Source organism: Cohnella sp. WQ 127256 (genome assembly GCF_024519285.1).
In the GTDB taxonomy this organism is placed as follows: Bacteria; Bacillota; Bacilli; order Paenibacillales; family Paenibacillaceae; genus Cohnella.
On record NZ_JAMZCY010000002.1, the window covers coordinates 96,887 to 117,190 of the forward strand.

General features: G+C 44.1%; 12 protein-coding genes. 9 read left to right on the forward strand and 3 right to left on the reverse strand.

The window, feature by feature from the left end; all coding sequences use genetic code 11:
• Positions 1-23 precede the first annotated feature (23 nt).
• The 7 genes from M1K58_RS08720 (at position 24) to M1K58_RS08750 (ending at position 14,406) form a co-directional block, all read left to right on the forward strand.
• Positions 24-4,064: an S-layer homology domain-containing protein gene (locus M1K58_RS08720; RefSeq protein ID WP_256758380.1), complete on the forward strand. Its 4,041-nt coding sequence runs from the start codon at positions 24-26 to the stop codon at positions 4,062-4,064.
• A gap of 808 nt (positions 4,065-4,872) precedes the next feature.
• A complete protein-coding gene (locus tag M1K58_RS08725) occupies positions 4,873-5,691 on the forward strand; it encodes a methyl-accepting chemotaxis protein (RefSeq protein WP_256758382.1) in 819 nt (272 codons plus the stop codon).
• Positions 5,692-6,050: 359 nt separating this feature from the next.
• The gene (locus M1K58_RS08730) at positions 6,051-8,825 is read left to right on the forward strand and encodes an S-layer homology domain-containing protein (RefSeq protein ID WP_256758383.1); all 2,775 of its coding nucleotides are present in this window, start codon (positions 6,051-6,053) and stop codon (positions 8,823-8,825) included.
• A gap of 128 nt (positions 8,826-8,953) precedes the next feature.
• A complete protein-coding gene (gene msrA / locus M1K58_RS08735; RefSeq protein ID WP_256758384.1) occupies positions 8,954-9,598 on the forward strand; it encodes a peptide-methionine (S)-S-oxide reductase MsrA in 645 nt (214 codons plus the stop codon).
• Positions 9,599-9,790: 192 nt separating this feature from the next.
• Positions 9,791-12,577, forward strand: coding sequence for a glycoside hydrolase family 3 C-terminal domain-containing protein (locus M1K58_RS08740; RefSeq protein ID WP_256758385.1), 2,787 nt, complete (start codon positions 9,791-9,793; stop codon positions 12,575-12,577).
• A 155-nt stretch (positions 12,578-12,732) separates the two neighbouring features.
• Positions 12,733-13,665, forward strand: coding sequence for a nucleoside hydrolase (locus M1K58_RS08745; RefSeq protein ID WP_256758386.1), 933 nt, complete (start codon positions 12,733-12,735; stop codon positions 13,663-13,665).
• A gap of 9 nt (positions 13,666-13,674) precedes the next feature.
• Positions 13,675-14,406 (forward strand): ATP-binding cassette domain-containing protein, encoded by a 732-nt coding sequence (locus M1K58_RS08750; RefSeq protein WP_256758387.1) that lies wholly within the window; start codon positions 13,675-13,677, stop codon positions 14,404-14,406.
• 108 nt (positions 14,407-14,514) lie between these two features.
• Here M1K58_RS08750 and M1K58_RS08755 read toward each other — a convergent pair whose 3' ends face one another.
• The 3 genes from M1K58_RS08755 to M1K58_RS08765 all read right to left on the reverse strand — a co-directional run bounded on the left by M1K58_RS08755 (position 14,515) and on the right by M1K58_RS08765 (position 18,244).
• On the reverse strand, positions 14,515-15,144 hold the full coding sequence (locus tag M1K58_RS08755) for a YfbR-like 5'-deoxynucleotidase (RefSeq protein ID WP_256758388.1): 630 nt from the start codon (positions 15,142-15,144) through the stop codon (positions 14,515-14,517).
• Between the two features lie 105 nt (positions 15,145-15,249).
• Positions 15,250-16,458 carry a response regulator transcription factor gene (locus M1K58_RS08760; protein WP_256758389.1) on the reverse strand — a complete coding sequence of 403 codons (1,209 nt, stop codon included), beginning with the start codon at positions 16,456-16,458 and terminating at the stop codon, positions 15,250-15,252.
• The gene (locus M1K58_RS08765; protein WP_256758730.1) at positions 16,436-18,244 is read right to left on the reverse strand and encodes a cache domain-containing sensor histidine kinase; all 1,809 of its coding nucleotides are present in this window, start codon (positions 18,242-18,244) and stop codon (positions 16,436-16,438) included. Before M1K58_RS08765 ends, M1K58_RS08760 begins: the two co-directional genes overlap by 23 nt.
• A gap of 226 nt (positions 18,245-18,470) precedes the next feature.
• Here M1K58_RS08765 and M1K58_RS08770 point away from each other — a divergent pair, with 226 nt between their 5' ends.
• The gene (locus tag M1K58_RS08770) at positions 18,471-19,397 is read left to right on the forward strand and encodes an ABC transporter permease (protein WP_256758390.1); all 927 of its coding nucleotides are present in this window, start codon (positions 18,471-18,473) and stop codon (positions 19,395-19,397) included.
• A gap of 26 nt (positions 19,398-19,423) precedes the next feature.
• Positions 19,424-20,299, forward strand: coding sequence for a carbohydrate ABC transporter permease (locus M1K58_RS08775; protein ID WP_256758391.1), 876 nt, complete (start codon positions 19,424-19,426; stop codon positions 20,297-20,299).
• Positions 20,300-20,304 lie beyond the last annotated feature (5 nt).

The window sequence follows — 20,304 nt, forward strand, 5'->3', positions numbered from 1 at the left end:
CTAAATTAGAAGGGGCGCATCGCATGAAGAAAATACGTAAAAAAGTTACTATACTCCTATTAATGGTCCTCTTGTTTAACTCGTTGGGCGTTATGATGCCAGTATCCAGTGCAGATGCACCTAAGGCGCCTCTAGAACTCTCTCTACCAAGTGATTTGACAGACTGGATATTGGACGAAGATGCGGGTTATATCTACGCGATCTCGAGCGGAGCAAATAATCTCTATTTTATTCGACTAGGCGATTTTGCAATTGAAAAGACGATAAATGTAGGTTCTAATCCTATTTATCTTGCAAAGGAAGGACAGTTCCTGCACATTGCGTTGTCTGGAGCGACCATAATAAAGACAGTTGACCTCTCAACTCATCAAGTTTCGGACACGATTACTACAAGTGCAATACCAACCTCGGTAGCTGCCTCATCCAATGATCTCTTCTACGGGACCGGTGAAGGGAAGATATACAAATTTAACAAAACTACTCGAACGAACAGCTTATTATTTCGTGATAGTGGTTACTATAATTTAACTCTAGCGTTTGATGAGCCAACCAATACACTTTACGCTGGTAATTTGTCCTCGTATGGTGGAATAGTGGCTATTAACGCCGATACCGGAGCAAAGCTGAGTCAGGACATTGATGACAATATGGAGATTGGAGGATCTACTTACTCGCTCAAACATATTTTTATTGATGATCAATCCGTGTATTTTGGTGGACATCAGTTCAATAAAGAGAATCTGATAGAGACCACAGGTACTTACTCAAGAACGGACGCCTACAGCTATCTGGAATCAGTAATAGTGGATGTCACAGATTCCTATGTACTCACTACGCAAGGGGTATATGATAAATCTACATATACTCCGTTGATTCTTTTCTCTTCTAACGCAGCGATAACATCTAACCAGAAGTTTGCCTTGCTCGACTCGAACGGAAATGCCTATCTTGCAGGCATTGAGAATTGGTTTACTGAGAGTGATAAGATCAAACGAATCGACCTTACGATACCACAAAGGACTAGCGCTCTCTTCACGACAGATACTTATTCGATCACAAGCGACCAAGCAATTACGGATTGGACCACCACGGATCATTCTCCATATATCTATGCCATTATGGCAAGTACCAACGAGCTTGCCATCATTCGTAAGGGCGATATGAGCGTAGAAAAGAAGATGTTTATTGGTTCTAACCCCAGTAAGATTAAAATCTTCAATAACAAAGCTTACGTCATCTTTAAGGGCGAAAACCACATCAATGTAATGGATTTGAATGATGGTATTCCAACAGATGCTTCTACTGTCAGAATCACTACAAAGAACTATCCGCTTGATGTTTTTCCGGATAATAATAATCGGATTTTGTACAATGGTGGGGTGTTTTATGGTGGGATCAGTGTGACATCAGCTACCTATACCTCTGTTTCGGATATGGTTTATAATGAAAAAAGCACAGGAATCTATAATCAGTCAAGTTATATGTTGGACTCGAATCAAGAGGTTCTTTATGCAGGAGATAGTTCCTATCTCCTTAAATACAATAGTCAAAATTTTAATCTTCTTGAGAGGTCTAGTGTAGAAGGAGGTTACTATTCAAATATCCTTCTCGATGAAAATAATTTAATCTATGGGCAGCGCAGGTACGATGCGAACCAAATATCCAGCCTATACGGGACCTACCCGGAGACGGTTATTTATGCACGCGGCAGTTATGTATTCAGTAAAGATGCCGTATACGATAGAGATAGTTTTACAAAAATCTCTGATTTGTTTATGTCCATCCGACATGCATATGTTGATGCAAATCAAACCATCTTTATATCAACGGATAAACGTTTATATAAATTTAGTAACATCGAAGAAATGAAGACGATTATGATTGAGACCCGCCTGCCTTCAAATGCCATTTTCATTGATGAGGATTTGATGTCGGATAGGATTGACGGCTATTTATTCTTTGAACCGCCGATCGACCAGGATGGGATTATTTATTATAGTGGATACTATCTTGATCAGAATGGCAATAAACTTAAGGAGTTAGGGTTATTTAAGAATACGGAGTTATCGACGGATTCACTCTTTATATATGAAGTAGTACATTCAACCCTACCCGAAGGTGCAGTAAGTATTGGGCTGTACCCGGTTGTCCGCTATGATTATGGCAGCATCCGAACTTTGGATATAAATACTTCGGTTCCCATATACGATGCACCGAACTATTTACCTGTAGACTTGTCAGTATCGAATATATATGCAGATACGAACAAATTTGCTGGCACAGTCACATGGAAACCTGGAACGGTTGAAATACCAAGCATCCGTTATTACTTATATTTTGTTGATGAAGATGGAGTGATTGGAGACGAATTAGCCGTTGTGAATGGCGGGCAAGCGATGTATTCCGTTACGATTTCAGAGAAAGACGTGCCGGAGGAAGCTATCGGAATCGGTCTTTTCATGAGTAATGATGATTTTACATCGCCATTCTATGTAATGGAAGTATTGAAGGATGAGCGGACACCGGCTATCTTGGCATCATCTATTATGGTACACAATTATGAAAAACAAGCGGATAAGATCGTAGTGAGTAACCTTACTGCTGGGGATATTATTCGAGTGTACAAGGAAGGACAAACCTCCATAATTGGAAGTGTTGTTGTTGCGCCGAACCAGAACGCAGCTACAATCACTATTAACAATCTTGGTAATCCAGGAGATAAACTACTTCTAACCAGACAAGCAACCAATTTAGATGAAAGCACGGGGACTTTAGTTATTGTACCGCCTGTTACTAATGACAACATCGGCGGAGGATTTGGGGGAGGTGGCGGACCCGGTGGCGGCAACACTACCTTAGACACCAAAATCGTAGTGAACAAAGACGGAACCCGTTCCTCTACAACAGTAGTAACATCGGCATTTGTTTCAACGGTAATTAGCGGCGCTGACTTTAAGAAAAATCCAGTAATCACGATCAAGGCTGATGAAAAAACAGCAACTCAAAGCAGTCAATTCGAGATAGATTTAAGTACTTTAATCAGTATTAATAATAACTCGAAGGATGCTGTTCTTATCCTGGAATCAACATCAGGCAAGCTTCAGCTTCCCGTAAATACCTTGTTATCTTCGCTTTCCCAAGATGGCAGTTCGAAACAGAAGGTTGTCATTACGATTGCCAAAGCGGCAATCGAATATAAGACTAAGTTGAGTACTCAGCTCAATAGTCCTGCGAGTGTTCCGTTGGGAGATCCGATAGAATATGAGATTAAGTTGATAGGTGACGGCCCGGATCGTATTATTTCCAATCTGTCGGACTATATTGATCATGTGATTAGCTTCAGTGTTGCAAAAGAAGCAGATGCCGTTTATGCCGGTTTAACCTATGATTCGATAACAAAGAAGTATGTTCCGGTCCCGACCACTTGGGAATGGAAAGATGGGGTTCTGCAAGTGACTATGAAGCGTAAAGGGAACTCCGTGTACACCGTTGTGAAGAATCTTGTTGAGTTTAATGATTTGGATAACAGTAATCCGTATAAAGACAGCATTTTAGCGTTAGCAAACCGAATGGTTATCGACGGCTATACTGACGGAAGCTTCAAGGCGGAATCGGTTGTAACTCGTGCAGAATTTGCTGCTATGCTCAACCGAGCTTTAGGGATCTTGCCTAGGTTACAGGCCTCCAAGAGCTTCACTGATGTAACGAATGGAGTTTGGTATGCGTCACACGTAAATGCAGCCGTCGACGCCGGATTGATTAACGGCTATAAGGACGGTACATTCCGCCCAAATCAAGAAATTACGCATCAAGAGATGGTCGCTATGCTAGTGAATGCACTGAAATATATCAAAGCAGATACAGTTATAAATAAGAACACTTCAGATGAGTTCCCTGTCAATTTGCCAGAGTGGGCAAAACCATATTACGCAACTGCCATGAATAATGGGATACTACCGACGAACAATCCGTTCCAATTCCAGTCGGATAAGAACACACAACGTCAAGAGAGTGCCCTGCTATTGTACCAATTGATGAAGGTATTGAAGCTTACAAACGCTTAGTAAGACATCGGCGAAATTGTGGATTCACTAATCCACGCTTCGCCACCATCATGCAAATCCACAATCGCACGAGGTTGTGGATTTTTGCTTTTCCTCGATTTGAACTGCCAATGAAAGTTCTACATGTTCCTAAGCAAATATCGATTCGCAATCGGAAGGAGGTATTTGAACAAGTATGGGTGCAGTTTTAAGAAATCCATTCAACGCAGGTTATATAAAAATATTTACACCAAAGGGTGCGCGAATGAGAGTTCAGCACCAGCGAAAACGGATTATTTTATCAATCCAGAAAATGGACAGGTAAATACAATGCACCTTTTTTATAATACGGATATACAAGGGGATTTTGTATTGCGTGCCTAAGTAAGGCATGATTTCATATCGAAATATGATGCGGGTGCACTTTTTGTCATGGATAGCGATCATTGTTTGGCAAAGCTTTGTTATGAATATACGGATTTTAATACATATGTTGTAGTCAGTGTTGTAACTGACGGAGTACAGTGATTTCTCGGATATTCAGATTGAAAAAGTGACCATGAAAGATGTTAGAGCCGGCAAATAAAATTGCAGAAGCGCTAATGATGCTCCTCTCCCCTCCACTAATACCATGAGAAAGAGCACCTTATCGGGTGCTCTTTTTGCTTTAATGATGTCCATATGTGTGGAGGAGGTCTTTCAGACAACGGGAATGACTTGCATTCCTACACATATTCACAACTTTCACCAAGGCTGGTAGAATGGAATGCTTGATAGAAAGTTATAATTGAAAATCGTTTACCTAGTTACGTATTGAGGAGAATCCACGATGAACAGCATTGAATCCTTAGAAACTGTGGTTGCAATGATTCCAATCTTAAAGATGGCAGTTCCTGCTGAATTATCGATTGCTATTTGTGATACTGAGAAATTTATTGCATATTGGCCTGGAGAAAATATCGATTTACAAATACGTGTCGGTCAACCGTTGCACCACGAGGAACCGTTAACGCAGGCGATTCGGAACAATGTAGCACTAAAGTCAGAGGTGCCAGCCACGTTTTACGGTTTTGAATTTACCGGAACGGCTACACCGCTCCACGACCCTAACGGAAATGTAATCGGTGGCATAGCCATTCAGCTTCGCAAACAAAGTGAATTAATAGCCATTGCCGATCAAATCTCAGTTTCACTAACCCAAGCCAACAATCAGCTCTCGCAAGTCGCGGAGGGTTCGGATATACTGGCGGATTCTGCCCAGCAGCTTCTTGCACTGGCCCAACAGACGGTAGATCAGGTAAATGAAACGGATAAAGTTGTATCGATGGTTAGAAGAGTAGCGGACCAAACGAATTTATTAGGTATTAATGCGGCAATTGAAGCGGCTCATGCAGGGGATCGAGGAAGAGGATTCGGTATTGTAGCCAACGAGATACGGAAACTATCCAATGAAACGGTTACTTCTACGAACGCGATTCAGCATACTCTGAAAACATTCGAAAAGGACATAAGAGAAATGCGTGTATCCATTGAACATATGACGGCAATCGTTGAACAGCAGGCGACGTCGTCTCGGCAGGTTTCGGACTTTATCGAAGAGGTTCATCGGATGTCGGAACAGTTGAATACATTCGCAAAGAGATTATAATACAATTCCACGGGAGGGATTACGGGCGACGCTCAGGTGATCAAACTATCACTCTATACCCGTAGCTCATGCGCGTGATCTTCAGATAAGGGGTCAAATCCCCTCTGCACCTTCATCAATGCCAGCCGCAAGAGGCTGGCTTTTTTGCGTGGAAAAGAAGGGAGTCGATTATCCTGAATCCGAAGGAGGAAATGGGGGTTTGATCGGACGGAAGGTAGCGGATGCGGACTGAGCACGCAAAAGTTATACTCCCAAGCGATATATTTTACAAATCGCGTAAACTCTTCAGCATGTAAATTTACATTTCGTCTCTATACTTAAGTCGATATCATCATGCAATCGAAGGGGATTATTACATCATGAACAGCAAACTGAAGTCCTTACTTTGTAGCTCTTTCGCTTTCTTAATGCTCGCACAGAGTGCGGCGACGGTGTCAGCAGCAGAGAGCACACCTTCCGCCAATTCAACGGGGAGATGGATGTCCGGTGAGTACCATGTACACACTGTACAATCGAGTGATGCATCCGAACCTTATATGAAATTGGAAAATGTACTCGATGCCGCGTTTCGAGAGAATCTTGACAATAAGCCTGCTGAATCAGTCACTTCATTGACGTACGGCGATCCTTTTGATTTCATCGTACTCTCTGACCATCTACGCGATTCGCCGCGTGACCCAGAGGGTAACAACAAGGGCACTGCACGTTGGGAAGCGATTAAAGATCAACAGGACAAGCTTGCAGCGCTCCAAGCTGCTGGTAAATACACAGGTAAATCCATTTATTCTGGTTTCGAATGGGACATGATGGGCTTGGATCATGGTTCAGTCGGCATTATTGATTCCAATAGTAATGAAGTACCCATCGATGCGATTCATCAATTCGAATGGCTGTACAGCTACGATACAACGCCGGGCATGTTTCATTCAAATGAGGCAGCTCTTTGGGGCGCAAGGCCGGATAAAAATACGTTGAAATCTGACAAGAATAAAACCTTTGAAGCCATTGAGTGGCTGAAAACGAATTACCCGGAGAGCTATGTATTGCCTAATCATCCGTCTAGACATAACGGCGGTACAGGTGTTGTCACTATCGAAGATCTTCGCAAGATGAATGACATTGCTCCTGAAATTGTGTTTGGTATGGAAGGGTTGCCGGGCAACCAGATGGCAGCCGGTGGCAATAGATCGGAAATGGCGGACATATACGGTGGAGCTGACGTCATGGTTGCAAAGGTCGGCGGAATGTGGGATGCCATGCTTGGTGAAGGTCGCCGCTTCTGGAACTTCACAAATTCCGACTTTCATTTTAAGGTGAGTAGCAATCGGAGTTATTCAAGTGGTTACTGGCCAAGCGAGTACTCGCGAAACAATACTTGGGTCGAGGGCAATACCTTCAAAGATATTGTAGAGGGTATGCGTTCAGGTAAATCCTATGCTGTTTATGGTGATCTCATCAATGCGCTTGACTTTAAGGCAACCGGTAATGGCAATCAGGCGGAAATGGGCGGGAACCTGCAAGTAACTGAAGGGGATCTGACGACGATAAGCATTCGCTTCAAGAGCCCAGAGTACAACAACTATGCACCTATTAGCCCGCATGTTACCTCAGTCACGAATGATATCAAAGTCGATCATGTCGATCTGATCTCCGGAGAAGTGACTGGCAAGATCGATGAAAGTCAATATGCGAGTAATATAACCAATGAAACGACGAAGGTTATTAAACGCTTTACGAAAGACGATTGGGGACAACCGGATGCCGATGGCTATTATACGGTTTCCTATAAGGTGCCTGCGGATACAAGCCGTTATTATCGTTTGCGCGGTACGAGCCTGGGTACAGATGTCGATGGCTTCACTGTTAATGGAGAGCCTTTAAAAGATCAGTCATTTGACTATAGTGGTAGTGTAACTCCGGAGCAGAACGAGGAACGCTTCAATAATATTAATGACCGTAACTATACAGGCTTGTGGTTTTATTCCAACCCGATCTTCGTTGATGTCGCGGCTCTTAGCAACGAGCAGGCAATTACCGATACCATCGCTAATGTAACCTCAACACTTGGTGATACGAGTGCGGTTATGACTAACGTTCCCCTTCCTTCTGAAGGGTTGCATGGTACCCAGATAGAATGGAAAAGCAGTAATGTGAATGTTATCCGCATCGACAACAATAATGCCATTGTTACACGTCCGGCTTCCAGCATAGGGGATATGACTGTCACGCTGACTGCAACGATATCTCGCGGCAATCAAAGCATAGATAAACCATATACCTTTATCGTGAAAGCCTACCCTTCTAACGGTTCGTCCGGTGGAGGCGGATCGTCAGGCAACAGCTCAAGCAAGCCGAATGCGTCCGTCTCAGGTGGTGGAGGAACAGTTACTGCTGATATCAATGGCAATGTTACAATAACACCTGACAAAGGTTATCAGGTTAAAGAGGTTACGATCAATGGAATATCTCGAGGAGCACTCACTCAATTGACGGGTCTGAAATCTTCTGACCAAGTTGTTGTGACCTTCGAAATAATTCCGGAGCAACCTCAGAAGCCAACTGAACCAAATGAACCCAATAAACCTGCTGTTACTTTTAGTGATATTTCGAATCACTGGGCGGCTTCATCGATCCAATATGTTGTGGAACATGGGCTGTTCACGGGTACTGCGACAAATACGTTTAGCCCGAATAACACCATGACTCGCGGGATGCTAGTCACGGTTATGCACCGGTTAGCAGGTAAGCCTGGAGTAGGGTCAAATCACTTCAAGGATGTTAAGGCTAGTGCCTATTACAGTGATGCGGTAGATTGGGCAAGCGAGAATAACATTGTCCACGGGATTAATAGTACCCATTTTGCTCCAGATCTAGCGATTACTCGTGAACAACTGGCGCAGATATTGTTCAATTATGCAAAAGCAAACAAATTGAATATCAACGATAGCCAGACCTTAGTCGATTTCTCAGATGCGAACCAGATCTCAACGTGGGCTGTTGATGCGATGAAGTGGTCCGTAAGCAACGGGTTATTTTCTGGTAAGGGTAATGGCTTGCTTGATCCAACGAGTGCTGTATCACGTGCTGAAGTCGCAACCATTATTCATCGTTTCATAACAACGTTTAACCTGTAATACGATATTGTCCAAGCAATTTGCAAGCTCAAGAATATCGCTGGTGCCAAGTGCATCGGCGATTTTTCTATGTAGTCAAAATGCTCTAAAATGATAATCATAAGAAGCAACTGAAAGGGGGCTATCTAATGAACAATCACGAAACGATAACCCACATCGAAACCGCAACGCTGGGAATGGGTTGTTTCTGGAGTCCGGAAGCCTTGTTCGGATCTTTGCCAGGAGTGCTTAGAACTCGGGTCGGTTATGCGGGGGGCACCACTAGTCATCCTACCTACCGTAAAATGGGGGATCATTCCGAGGTGGTTGAGGTCGACTTTGATGCTGATCTTATTTCATATGGTGAATTATTAACGGTGTTCTGGAATAACCACAACCCCATTAATATTAATGGATATAAAGGACGTCAATATCAGTCCCTGTTGTTATACCGTAACGAGGAGCAGGAAGAAACGATTCATCGCATGAAGAAACGAATGGAGTTAGATAAGGGAAGTCTTGAGACGGAAATCGTTCCTTACACGGAATTCCATATCGCCGAGCCCAGACACCAGAAGTATTATGTAAAAAGGTTCCCGAATGCGATCGGAAAGCTGAGCACTCTCTATCCGTCCGAGGAGGAGCTGATGAATGCCACCTTGGCAGCCCGCTTGAACGGATTGGCGAAGGGCTTTGCTAACTTAGAACATATTCAGCGTGAGATTCATCAATGGCCGATTAGCACAGATAACCAAGCTGAGTTCATTCAATTGATCAGACAAATTCGCTGGTAATATGCGAGGGCCGTTAGGGAGATCTGACGGTTTTTCGCTCAATATTATTGTTCTCGAAGTGCTTAGTCGTACTTAACGCAAATCAAGCTTGTATATTAATCTTAAATCTTTTATTCTTTAAAGGATTTTATAGAATGTACTATAGTATAGAGCTAACGATAGACATGGAAACAACAAACGGGAGGAAACAAATTGAGTACACAACATCTGGGAGTCCCATTAGAAGGTTTTGCAGAATTTAGCCGGACGGTAGCCGCAGAAGGTGCGGTTTTGTTGAAAAACGATAGACAGGTGCTTCCGCTTCGAGACGGAGAAAACGTCTCTATATTTGGTAGAACTCAAGTGAATTATTATCGCAGTGGCACAGGCTCAGGTGGAAGTGTCCACGTTGCTTATACGACCAATTTGTTGGACGGTCTTCGCAGTAAAAAGAATATTACAGTCAATGAAGAGCTAGCAGCTGTCTATGAAAAGTGGATTGAGCAAAATCCATTTGATAATGGTGGAGGCGGCTGGGCAGCAGAGCCATGGCATCAGAAGGAAATGCCTTTAACCGCTGAACTGGTGTCGGGGGCAAGAAGCCAATCGAGCAAGGCGATCATTGTGATCGGACGTACAGCGGGAGAGGATCAGGATAATGCTGATGCTCCGGGAAGCTACCAATTAACAGCGGAAGAGAAAGCGATGCTGAAGCAGGTCACGGCTTATTTTGAACAAACCATCGTCGTGTTGAATGTATCGAACATTATAGATATGAGCTGGATGAACGATGATAGCTATGTGCACCCGATTCCGTGCGCCATCTATTCCTGGCAAGGCGGTATGGAAGGTGGCAATGCGATTGCCGACGTGCTTGCTGGAGAAGTGACTCCGAGCGGTAAGTTAACGGATACAGTCGCTTATTCCATCGATGATTATCCCTCTACTCGTAATTACGGCAATGAATTTAAAAACTTTTATCAGGAAGATATCTATGTGGGATATCGTTATTTCGAAACGTTCTGCCCGGATAAGGTTCAGTATGAATTTGGTTACGGGTTATCCTATACCACATTTAAGCTCGAGCCAGAAGAAGCCAAGCTGACAACTAAAGAAGGCGAGCAATACATTGAGATCGGTGTAACCGTAACGAATACGGGCTCCACCTATGCAGGTAAAGAAGTCGTGCAGGTGTATTACGAGGCACCGCAAGGAAAGCTAGGGCAGCCTGCTAAAGCTCTCGCGGCATTCGGAAAGACCAAAGTTCTTCAAGCGGGTGAGTCGCAGCGTCTTACGGTGAGCTTCCCTGTTCATACGATGTCATCTTATGACGACGCGGGTGTGACGGGACATCCTTCTGCTTACGTACTGGAAGCGGGAACGTACCGTTTGTATGTAGGAACCAGTGTCAAAAATCTGGTGGAAATCGATGCTCAAGGACAAAACGGTTACGTCGTGGAAGCTCTTCAAGTTGTGGAGCAGCTGCAAGAGGCGATGGCGCCAATTGAGAGCTTCACAAGAATGCAGCCTGGCGATCGGAAGGAAGATGGTTCATATGAGCTTATCTTTGTAGAGGTACCGAAGCGCAGCATTTCATTAGCGGAGCGGATCGAGAACAATCTTCCCGCAACGCTTACGCAAACCGGTGATCAAGGACTTAAATTAAGGGATGTCTTTGACCAGAAAGTTAGCATGGAAGCCTTCATTGCTCAGCTTAGCGATCAAGATCTGGCTGCGATCGTTAGAGGAGAAGGCATGAGCAGTCCGTTGGTTACACCGGGGACGGCTTCCGCTTTCGGGGGAGTAAGCGATAGCTTATTCAAACTCGGAATTCCTGTTGCTTGTACAGCAGACGGACCGTCTGGAATTCGTATGGATAGTGGGCAGAAGGCGACTCAGGTTGCAATCGGAACGCTACTTGCGGCAACCTGGAATGCGGACCTGGTTGAAGAGCTTTATGTGATGGAAGGTCAGGAGCTATTAAGCAACAACGTGGACACTTTGCTTGGACCAGGCTTGAATATCCGACGCAGTCCCCTCAATGGACGTAACTTTGAGTATTTTTCAGAGGATCCGCTCATTTCTGGAGTATTTGCCGCAGCATGCACGCGGGGCATTATGAAAGGCGGCTCTAACGCTACACTGAAGCATTTCGCCTGCAACAATCAGGAGAAGCACCGCAGTAAGGTAGATGCCATCGTCTCCGAGCGTGCCCTTCGGGAAATTTATCTGAAAGGCTTCGAAATTGCGGTCAAACAAGGCGGCGCGAATTCGATCATGACCTCCTATAACCCTATCAATGGGCATTGGGCGGCTTCTCATTATGATATGAATACGACAGTGCTTCGCGGCGAATGGGGTTTCAAAGGAATTGTGATGACGGATTGGTGGGCCATTATGAACGATGTGGTTCATGGAGGCGCAGCGGATCGGAAATATACGAACTGGATGGTTCGTGCACAGAACGATCTGTATATGGTTGTTCCTAACTATGGAGCGGAGATCAATGGCTGGGAAGATAATACGATGGAATCCCTGGAAAATGGTTCTCTAACCCGGGGTGAGCTTCAGCGCTCTGCTATGAACATTTGTGAGTTCATCATGCAAGCACCTGTATTCTCTAGAGAACAGGTCATTGAAGAGACGGTCGAAGCATTCAAGGCGAATCCTTCTCTTACGGCGGAGCAAGTCCAATCCTTATCCGATCAAGTACAGGTTAAGCTTGCTGCAGCCGGATCGACGATAATAAAAGTGGATCAGGCTGGTCAATATCGGATCATTGTTCACATCATGTCACCGGAGCCTGAATTGGCTCAAAGTGCTTGCAATGTAACACTGAATGATCAGCTAATGACGACCATTCAGACGAACGGGACGGAAGGAAAATGGATCAAGCAGAAGCTTGTGAAGGTCGAGCTAGAAGCTGGCCTCTATGAATTGGAATTGAATTTCATCAAACCAGGCTTACAGATTGACTGGATCGAATTTAAACAAGTGTAAATAGATAGGAACAAAAGCCAGCCGCAAGAGGCTGGCTTTTTTGCAGTTTCCCGTAGGATCGAGGATGTTGCGCACAGGCTCGGATATACTATGATGGGCAAGTTGTCCAATGACTCCAAGTCGATCTAGTCGATTAATTTAGCGAGGTGAACAGGATGAAACCTATTATTCTGGATGTCGATACGGGTATTGATGACATGTTGGCGATCGCGTATGCGACTCACTCTCCCGAGGTAAAGCTGATCGGATTGACGACGCTGTTCGGAAACGTAACCGTCGAGGAAACGACCCGTAACTCTCTGTTTGTGTTGGAACTACTGGGGCGGGAAGAGATTCCGGTGTATGCAGGCGCTGCCAAGCCGCTATCGCGGAATAAGGATTCGTACGCCAGACACGTGCATGGCGATGACGGCTTGGGCGGGGCGTTGCAAGACGCACTTCCAAAAGGTCAAGCGAGTTCATTAAGCGCTGCGGAATTTATGGTGGAGCAGGCGCGGAGCATGCCCGGACAATTAACGATTATAGCCGTCGGGCCGATGACCAATTTGGCCAAAGCTGTTCGTTTGGATCCGGATTTCGTACGGCTGGTCGGCCAAGTGGTCATTATGGGCGGAGCTGTTACCGTACCCGGCAACGTTACGCCGCATGCGGAAGCGAATGTTCATAGCGACCCAGAGGCTGCTGAGTTGGTGTTCGGTTCTGGGCTACCTATTAAGCTGGTTGGACTGGACGTTACGATGAAGACACTGCTGCCACGTACAAGTATGCAGGAATGGCGCGATAAGGGCACCGTGATGTCGAACTTCCTGGCGGATGCGACTGATTTCTATATGAATGCTTATGAAACATTCAGCCCCGGTATCGGCGGCTGTGCCCTGCACGATCCGCTTGCCGTTGGTGTCGTCGTTGATCCTACGTTCTGCCGGACAGAGTCTATGCCGGTGAAAGTCGACACAACGGGGAAGAGCACCATCGGTCAAACATATGCCGATCGCAATGCCTATGTGGATGGTCGTCCGAATATTGAGGTTTGTTTCGAAGTGGATGCGGACCGTTTCCTTGCCCATTTCATGAGTCGGGTCGTGTAGGCTTGACGTATGTTATACCCGAACGCGTATTCCAGAAAGCTCCTTATAGATCAGTATGATCTGGCATCCTACGATTTACTTGGGGCGGGTCATAAGTTCCTGATCGTCGACGAATTCGTCGATCAGGAACTTATGCTCGAACAGAAAGCTCGCATCGAGGCGTTCTTGAACCAAGGTAATATCCTCGTGTTCTGTGGACACTTGTTCATTCAGCTCATTTTTCAAAATCCGGACCGTTCGATGAATCCCTATTGGCGAGTGAAGGAGAATATCGCGGAACCGATGCGGCTCAGCGGCTATTCGAAAAAGCAGGCTTATGCGGAAGTGGAGAAATTACTTGCCAAGGTGAAGTTATCCACGGATTATATGGATCGCTCCCCCGCGGAATGCTCAGGTGGACAGAAGCAGAGGATCGCGATCGCAAGGGCGCTGTCCATGTCGCCGCAATTGCTCGTGGCCGATGAGATTACTTCTGCGTTGGATCCGTCAACAGAAGAAGAGATACTAGAGCTTCTATCGACATTACAACGATCTGAAGGGATGTCCATCCTGTATATTACTCATCGAATCGAGACGATCTCGGGATTCGCCGATCAGGTGGCCGTCATGAAGGACGGAGCGATTCAAGAGATCGGCAATACCAACGCGGTATTCGCGAATCCGAAGTCGGACTATACGAGAGCGTTGTTAAAGGCGTCGTCTTATTCTCTAACGGATCTTTCATTGGAACCAGCCAAATGAGGCTGGTTTTTTGGCATTGATGTGGGCCGCATACCGACGAAGGTTTAAATGGGTTAAGAGGAGGAATTGCTCTAAAGAAGGCATAGAAGGAGCAAAACAATGGGGAAGTTATGACGCTAACGCTTCATTCGTAATCTTTGCAATATCAATAGAGGATCTCGATCCTTCACTAACCATATCCGGCAAAATATTTTGCAGAAAATAATTAACGCAATGAAGATTAATACCCTTAATCTTAATTAGAGCACTTCGATACATGACGATAAATTCTTTTTCTGTATTTCCTCGTTGCAGCTCTGTAAAGGCTTCGTAGACTTGATCCATTTTATCAGCAACTTCTAATATGAGACCTTCCACTGAATCATCTTTACCTTCGCGCAATTGTCTACGGAAGATAGGCTTAAACTCCTCTGGAATATGCTCGTCAATGAAATGAGACACCATGCCTTCTTCTACCTTCTGCAGCATGGCCCGAAGCTCTAGCGAATAGTGCTTCACAGGTGTTTTAATATCCCCGATAAATATTTCCCCGTAATCATGGCTGCTTGTTACTTCGTATAGCTTTTTCCAATCTACAGTAACTCCGTTACTTTCTTCGATATCCGCCAAGGTTTTGGCATATTGAACAACCTTCCACGAATGAGCAGATACGCTATGCTCCTCATACTTGAATCTGCCTGGGCAACGAATAATGCGTTCTAGATCGTTTAGCGACTGAAAATACGTATGGATTCCCACAGTGTGAACTCCTTTCTCTGATAAGGGATTAGTGTGCGACTTTACAATAAGTATATATTCTTTTTGTTAACGGATGATTAACTAGTATTGCCAAAATCACCCTAATTACAAACGAGTTTGTCTGCGATACTCGGCCGGGGTTAGACCAACGGTTTCTTTGAAAATCCTACCGAAGTGGCTGGAGTTAAGATAACCGCACTGGATGGCAATATCGGAAGCGCGTTCTTCCGTCGATTCAAGCAGCTTCTTGGCATGATCAATCCGCAGTCCGGTGACATAATCCCAGAAGTTGATATGATGCTTTTCCTTGAATAACTTACAGAAGTAATCTTTATTTATATTCAAATGATCTGCTATTCTCTGTAAGTTAATGTCCGTGTCATAATATTTCTTGCAATAATCCACCGCCTTGGCGATTAACATATCCTGTTGACCGGGTGAGGTATTCGGGGCATGGCTGGAGAAGGGGGTGTTCTCAGTTGTAATAGCGAGACGGCTGGCTTCTTCATAAGCCTCGGACAATTGATTCAGCGTATACTCCTTAGTACACGAGCCATATTGGAACGCTTCATCCATATATTTGGTCAGCACTTGAATACACCCTTGAATTAATAGGGTATTATCCGATATGGGCGTATAAACAGTGACGAACTCATTATGTTTACTGAAGAAGCTTACACCATGAAAACCAGATTGCAGGATATGGCTGTTTATCTCTTCGACAATGCTTATTTTGATGATTTCGTCGATATCTATGGATCTAATGGGTGAAGAGTTCAGCTTAAAGACGCTTACCATACCGTATTCCCATCGGTCCCCAACCATCGCTTGAAATACCTGAAAGTCAGTTGAATCTATTCTGCCAAGGAGAAGCTTCTTCAAAGCGTTCTCTTCAACAAGAGGAATCACCTTGGAAAGCTGGTTCTTATGTCCGATTTCGTTCTCAAGCTCTAGAGTCAATTGAAACACAGCATGGATTAACTCGGTTTGGATAAAAGGCTTGAGCAAATAGCCGGAAGCACCCAACTGAATCGCCTTACGAGCATATTCAAACTCACCATAAGCAGTGACCAGAATGACTTTAATAGGTAATGCCGCTGCTCTTACCTTCTCCATGAGCTCCAGCCCATCCAGATGTGGCATACGAATGTCGGAGATGAGGATATCTGGAGCCTTTAATTGGATTAACTCCCACGCTTTCAATCCGTTCGACATTTCGCCCAATATTTCAATGGCCGGAAAATGATCCTCAATGATTTTCCGAAGGGCACGCGTGGTTAAGGGTTCATCATCAATGAGGAGTGCTGTTACCATCCGAGTTACCTCCGATATAAAGTAGTTTAGGTAGGATGAGAATGATCGTCGTTCCTGTTCCCAGCTCACTTTCAATATCCATTTTGGCTTGGGGCCCAAATTTCAGGATCATACGGTCAATAATACTCATCAAACCGATTCTTCCTGATCTTAGTTCCTTATAAGCAAGCTGTCCTTTAACCTCCTGTAGTCGCTTCTCGGTCATTCCTACCCCGTTGTCTTTAATCTCGATGCGAATATGCGTAGATTGATTTGCAATGCTGATGTCGATCAACCATTCCCCATCTTTGCTTTCCAATCCATGATAGATCGCATTCTCCACAATGGGCTGTAGAACGAACTTATTAATGATGTTAGCCTGAACCCCATCGTCAGCGTGGATGTTGTAGCTGAGTCGTCCGTCGTAACGAATATTTTGTATGCGCATATAATTCTGTACGGATTTAAGCTCATCTTGAATTCGAACCATTTCGTTCTGTTTGTACAACGAGTATTGAAGCATTTCCCGAAGGGAATGAGTAACCATCTCAATATCCTGTGTTCTCCCAAGAATAGATAAGGACGAAATGGATTGTAGCGTATTGTACAAGAAGTGGGGGTTCATCTTTGCTTGCAACGCCGTGTACTCAGCATCCTTCTGCAATAGCTGCCTTTGTACGGAATCCGCAATGAGTTCATTAATTTTGTCGAGCATCTCATTAAAGCCTCGGTTTAATACAACGATCTCTTCATATTGAGTCTCTCGTTTGAGGCGCATATCGAGCTTCCCTTTGCCTACTTCCTTCATAAATTTAACTAGAGTCAGAATGGGCTTTGTCGTGCGAATGGTAAAGGCTGTCGCGAATATGATCGAAACGACAATCACGATACACAGCAGTAATATCGTTGTATTACGAATGAGAGATAATTTGTTATCCAGCTGGGAGAAGGATTGGATACTCACGGTTTTCCACCCTGTGACCGAGGAGGTGGAGTAGGCAACAAGCTTCTTGGTGCCATTGAGATCAGTGGTCCAATGCCCTGAGGAATGCTGAAACAATTGATCTATCATCTCCTGATCAAGGATCAGAGAAGAATCAGTCTGATAGATCACTTGCCGTCCGTCATCAATGACCAGGGAATGAATATCAAGCTGGGTTTCGAGCGTATCGAAGATGGGCTTCAGCTTGTTAATGTTGTAGTCGAAGATGGCTACACCATACAAGGTCGGATTAGAAGGATCATAGGCATCTTTAAGGTTGGCTGCGATGGTGATGACGTTGCCATCGGTCACGCTAGAGTAATTGCCATAATAATTGGGCTTGTGAGCACCGTAAAATTTTGTCTGTAAGGCATATTTCGTATTTTTGAAATCTGTCCACACTTCCTGCAGGAAATCCGAGTTGAAATCGAGGGAGGAGCCGCTATTAATGTATTGAATTTGGTTGTCCTGATTGTAGATGAAATACCCTCGAATATCGGTTTTATCAGAGAACATATTGTTGAGCAGAACAGAGATTTGGCCGCGGATAACATTCTGGTCGAATTTGCTATTGTCTGAAGTCGATTCTTGTAGGATCGAAATGAGCTTTTGATCAATAGCCATAAAATTTAGAGACTGTTTAATATCATTCAAGTACATATCTAGGCTTCGATTCACCTGATCGGTAACGAAGGAGGTGTTCTTTATCATCTCCTGTTCGGTAAAGCTGGAGAAGGTTACATAGCTTATAACGCCAAGCAAGGAGAGAGACGCTCCAATAATAAGGGAGAGGTAGATGATCATACGAGATTTTAACGATTTCATCAATTTCAGTTCATCCAACCCCTAACGATACGTTTAAACTCCCTAACTATCATTCAATATAACGCTTACATAAGGGGAGAACAATACCATGGTCCCACCTTCCCAATATTAGAACAGAAGCTCAATATTTGACGATGTTCAGTAGGAAGAGGAGAACGTATAGTTTAGAAAGCGATTACAACACTCATGGTTAAAAGGTCAGAATTACACTAAGCAGGTGAGGACATTGAGAAGCAGAAATGGATTTTTGGCGGAATTCAGAAAGAATGGCTCCTATTATGCGATGGCAGTTCCGGGATTATTGATCTTGTTTGCGTTTGCCTACCTCCCTTATCCGGGAATGATTATTGCCTTCAAAAATTTCAATCCGCTTAAGGGGATTTACGGAAGTGATTGGTCGGGCTTCGACAATTTTAAGTTTTTTCTCGATAACGGCGATTTTCTACGGATCACCTTTAATACCTTATGGATCAATTTTAATTACATCCTGTGGGGTACCCTTCTAGCTATTACTTTTGCGTTAATGTTGAACGAAATTAAAAACGCAAAAATGAAGAAGTTTTTTCAAAGCGTAATGTTCCTGCCCTACTTCTTCTCCTTCGTTATCGTAGGGAAGCTGATCCTACTTCTCTTCAAAAATGAGCATGGCCTGGTTAACGAGCTCATCCAATCCTTCAATGGCGAACCCGTTCAATGGTATATCGAAGCGGAGCATTGGGTGAAGATCATTGTCTCAACGAATATATGGAAAAACGTTGGCTACTCCGTAATCATTTACCTTGCGGTCATTGCAGGGGTTGATGAGGAGATGCTAGAAGCCGCATCATTGGACGGGGCATCACGGATGCAGAAGATCAGATATATTTTGTTTCCTAATCTGGTTCCAACCCTCATTATCTTAACGTTACTCTCGATCGGTAGAATCTTCTTCGGAGATTTCGCGCTCATATACGCCATTGTTGAGAATAACGGAATGCTCTATCCAACAACGGACGTTATTGATACCTACATTTATCGTTCCTTGATTAATGGCGGTCAAGAATACGGAATGATTACAGCAGTAGGCTTATGCCAGTCCATTGTAGGCTTTATCGTAGTTATTGGAAGTAATTGGGCTGTGAAACGTTATGACAAAGACTATTCCTTATTTTGAATGCAGCTGAGCAGAGGTGAAGCCCTATGAATCAAAGTAAAGCTTATAAAATCAGTTTCATGGATATTGCTATTTACTTCATCCTTATTGCCTTTTGCTTGGTGACTCTAGTTCCCTTTGCTTTGGCGATTATCGTCTCATTTTCTGATGAGAAATCCGTTGTGCTTCATGGCTATAGCTTTATTCCGGATAATTTTTCATTGTCAGCCTACAAGGTTATTTTTCAGGATGGTGTTGTCCTTGCCTCCTATAAAATAACGATCATTGTGACGATAGTAGGCACGATCTTCTCCCTCATCATCTCTTCCTTGCTGGGATATATGATGTCGGTTTCCAAAGTCAAATATCGTAATGTTATAGCTTTCATCCTATTTATTCCGATCGTGTTCAGTGCGGGTCTTGTCCCCTGGTATTTGAATGTGACGAATAATCTTCATTTGAAGAACACACTACTGGCCTATATTTTGCCGCTAGCCCTTAATCCTTTTAACGTGTTTCTATTGCGGAATTTTTACAAGAGCATTTCTCCCTCCTTATCTGAATCTGCTGAAATAGATGGAGCAGGGCCTTGGTATGTTTTCTATAAGATCATAACTCCGCTTTCGAAACCCATTATGGCAACGATTGGACTGTTCGCTTCCTTATCGTATTGGAACGACTTTACGATGCCTCTATGGCTTATAGACGACCGGAAGCTATTTTCCGTGCAGTATTTGCTTTATCGGATTAATACGATGGTTAAATACATCAGTACCCACTCCAATATTGCGAACGTAGGGCTTCCCTCAGAGACTCTAATATACGCATTGTTTCTCGTTGCGATTGGCCCCATTATCTTACTCTATCCTTACATTCAGAAATATTTTGTTAAGGGAATTATGATCGGTTCTATTAAAGGTTGATGCCG

What these genes read in the sequence shown, in the direction of transcription:
- M1K58_RS08720 (WP_256758380.1), top strand. Translation starts at nt 24, where the DNA reads ATGAAGAAAATACGTAAAAAAGTTACTATACTCCTATTAATGGTCCTC.
- M1K58_RS08725 (WP_256758382.1), top strand. Translation starts at nt 4,873, where the DNA reads ATGAACAGCATTGAATCCTTAGAAACTGTGGTTGCAATGATTCCAATC.
- M1K58_RS08730 (WP_256758383.1), top strand. Translation starts at nt 6,051, where the DNA reads ATGAACAGCAAACTGAAGTCCTTACTTTGTAGCTCTTTCGCTTTCTTA.
- msrA (WP_256758384.1), top strand. Translation starts at nt 8,954, where the DNA reads ATGAACAATCACGAAACGATAACCCACATCGAAACCGCAACGCTGGGA.
- M1K58_RS08745 (WP_256758386.1), top strand. Translation starts at nt 12,733, where the DNA reads ATGAAACCTATTATTCTGGATGTCGATACGGGTATTGATGACATGTTG.
- M1K58_RS08750 (WP_256758387.1), top strand. Translation starts at nt 13,675, where the DNA reads ATGTTATACCCGAACGCGTATTCCAGAAAGCTCCTTATAGATCAGTAT.
- M1K58_RS08760 (WP_256758389.1), bottom strand. Translation starts at nt 16,458, where the DNA reads ATGGTAACAGCACTCCTCATTGATGATGAACCCTTAACCACGCGTGCC.
- M1K58_RS08765 (WP_256758730.1), bottom strand. Translation starts at nt 18,244, where the DNA reads ATGAAATCGTTAAAATCTCGTATGATCATCTACCTCTCCCTTATTATT.
- M1K58_RS08775 (WP_256758391.1), top strand. Translation starts at nt 19,424, where the DNA reads ATGAATCAAAGTAAAGCTTATAAAATCAGTTTCATGGATATTGCTATT.